Origin of the sequence: Acinetobacter lwoffii (genome assembly GCF_029024105.1) — a bacterium.
Lineage (GTDB): Bacteria > Pseudomonadota > Gammaproteobacteria > Pseudomonadales > Moraxellaceae > Acinetobacter > Acinetobacter lwoffii.
Genome location: NZ_CP118968.1, coordinates 1 through 2,845 on the forward strand (window position 1 = coordinate 1; position 2,845 = coordinate 2,845).

3 protein-coding genes are annotated in these 2,845 nt (G+C 33.0%); 1 reads left to right on the top strand and 2 read right to left on the bottom strand.

Annotated elements, in window-relative coordinates; translation table 11 throughout:
* Positions 1-324, bottom strand: coding sequence for a hypothetical protein (locus PYW33_RS16855; RefSeq protein WP_016807189.1), 324 nt, complete (start codon positions 322-324; stop codon positions 1-3).
* 717 nt (positions 325-1,041) lie between these two features.
* Between PYW33_RS16855 and repM the strand changes: the two genes are divergently transcribed.
* Positions 1,042-2,013 carry a replication initiation protein RepM gene (gene repM, locus PYW33_RS16860; RefSeq protein ID WP_023278692.1) on the top strand — a complete coding sequence of 324 codons (972 nt, stop codon included), beginning with the start codon at positions 1,042-1,044 and terminating at the stop codon, positions 2,011-2,013.
* Here the strand turns inward: repM and PYW33_RS16865 are convergent, their stop codons facing one another.
* Complete coding sequence (locus PYW33_RS16865) at positions 2,014-2,535, bottom strand: plasmid replication DNA-binding protein (protein WP_016807187.1); 522 nt, start codon at positions 2,533-2,535, stop codon at positions 2,014-2,016.
* Positions 2,536-2,845: the final 310 nt, after the last annotated feature.

The window sequence follows — 2,845 nt, forward strand, 5'->3', positions numbered from 1 at the left end:
CTAACTAGCCTTATCTACGTGGGCTGCTTCATATTTAGTAATGAAATCTTGAACATCTGAATTTTTAAGAATCTCGCTTAAATGGATGCTCTTGATAAAATACTCTTTAATAGAAACAGTTTTCTTCTCTTTGGTGACTTCTAATTTAGATGTGGCATCAATAGGCCAAAAGTCTGAACGAAGCTCACTGATCCGGCTTGCTGAATAACCTGTATCAATATAACCCCACATTTGTTTATTCTTAATCTTATGTCCTTTCAACAAAAGATAAAGAATTGATGCTTTATGGGTATTAACACCAGGAATTTTAACTAGATGAAACATAGTAATTACTCACTAAATTGTGAGTTTTGAATGCATCTCTCTAGGGGAATCGACGATTGAAACAACCGTCAACTTGAACCTTGTTAATAAACCTGCTAAAATCGATATACAAAACATCACTTAAGTTTATGATTTTAATCAAGTTTAAAGAGGTTTATTCTCTACTCATTGCTTTAAATAGTAACTTACGAATGAAGGGAAATTGCGCTAACAATTTCCCTTTTTTCGTTTTTACGTGAATGGTTCAACCCCCATCATGTAAAAGCTACTAGCCTAAGAAAAACTCTTATACGGTCTAAGTTTATCACAAGTACGCATGCTGTCTAGCGTAGAAGGCCCTTATTTCTCTCATTTCGCATTTTTATCTATCTGACTAGTTTGCTATGGCATTTCTAAAACTTTACGAATTTCGAGCTCCTATCGACTTCTAGGGCTATATATTGACATCATGCAAAATTTCATAAAATTAGTATAAAAATAAAAAAAATTGGCTTTTAATAATTTTTAAATGTTTTTAAATGTTTTTAACTCCCGTTTTCTTAATTTATATCAATAACTTGTAAATGCATTTAGCTACGTTTCCTCGGTTATTTAGCTACGTTTCCTCGGTTATTTAGCTACGTTTCCTCGGTTATTTAGCTACGTTTCCTCGGTTATTTGATACAAATTTATTTATGTGCTAAAAGTTACATAAATAAATTTGTAGTTAATTAAAAAGTGGCCAATAAATTAGTAGTCAAAACAAATAGATTGATTGAGGCTCTTCAAACCTTATCTTTAGCTGAAACACGGTTATTACAATTAGCTATTGTTGGAGCGCGAGAGCATGGTAATGGGTTAGATCCATCTCTTCCTTTAAGCATAGATGCCAAGGAATACGCTAAAGAGTTTCATGTTTCTTATGATGCTGGATATTTAGCTTTAAAAAATGCAGAAGAAACATTATTTGAGCGACGATTTACTATTCTTGATGCCGATAAAAAGCCCATAAAGAGTAGATGGGTCCAGGATGTTAAATATATTCAAGATGAAGGCCGCATTGAAATAACTCTAAGCAGAGTAGTTGCTAGAGAAATCGCACAAATTGATGGACTGAAAGACTTCTTTACTAGTTATTTGTTAGAGAAAACGTCCGGTTTGAATAGTGTTTATGCTGTACGCCTTTATGAATTATTAATGAAATGGAAGCAATTAAAGAAAACCCCTGTTTTTGAAATTAATACCTTTAGGAACCAACTAGGTCTAGGAGTTAATGAATACAAACAAATGAACAACTTTAAGGCTAGAGTTTTAGATGTTGCTATAGACCAAATAAATAAGCATACAGATTTAATCGTAAAGTACGAACAACATAAAAAGGGTGTTCGGATCCATGGATTCTCATTTAGCTTTAAGTTTAAAGAAGAAAAGAAACTTCAGCAGAAGGCAGCTAGTGATTTAAATACACCTGATTTATTTACTGGCCTCACTGATAAACAAATTATTATGTTTTCCGCACAAATTGCTAAGGCTGTTGTTGAAAATAGAAGTCCTATTTTTAATAAGCTGTCTGTATATGCGCCAATTGGTGCTGATGAAGTTAAATTTGCAGAAATGATAGCTGAAGATATGAAGGACCATAAAAAAGTGCATAGATATAAAGATGCATTAGCTGAATTAGGGTTTAAGTTCCAGTCCAGGAAAGAATAGTCACTCCAATACAGCTCGAATGACTCTACTAAATAAGCTTTGTCGCCTCACTGTTGCAGGTGTTTTTTCCTCTGTTGCATTATAGTGTGGCTGCAATAGTGCTTCCTTATTTTTAAAGGTGTTCTCAGTGTTGCTTAGTGTTTCATTGCTATATTGCTGCAACGTTTCACCAGGACTAAATTGAGTTTTCATTTCTAGTAAGTGAGTAACTTGCTTCAAGTGTCCTTGCAAAAACTCTTTATCCTCACGTAACTCTCTAATTTCAGCCTCTGCTCGCTTCCTGAATTCCTCAAACTCTTTTTTTATTAATGCAATTTGCAGTTCATTATTTAATATTTCAGAAGATGCGGCTGGTTTAGGATTGGCTGTTAATTTTGGTTCACCAAAACATCGTATAACTTCTGCTAAATCAAATGATCCATCAGATTTACGTGATAATTTACCGGAATTGACTGCCCTATAAATGGTGGATCTATTCAAATTAAATTGTTTTGAAACTTCTGTAAGATTAAGCATCGTCATGACATCTAATATCTTTTTTATATAGAGATAAACATAGCATGAACAATAAAATTTTAAAGGTTGCTATAGAGCTTATTCAAGGAGAAAGGCATAGGCATTTAAGGAAGAAAAAAACCTTAATTTGATCAAATTAAGTCATTGATTATTTTTATAAAATTCATTAAATGCCCTAAAATACGCATTTTAGGGCATTTTTTGTAAAAAATTGATTTAAAAAGGTTTTTATAGTTGAGCTTTAACCAGAAGCATAAAGTTCATAGCATTCTATGCTTCCAGACAATAAAAAGGCGGGGAATTCCCCGCCTTTTTA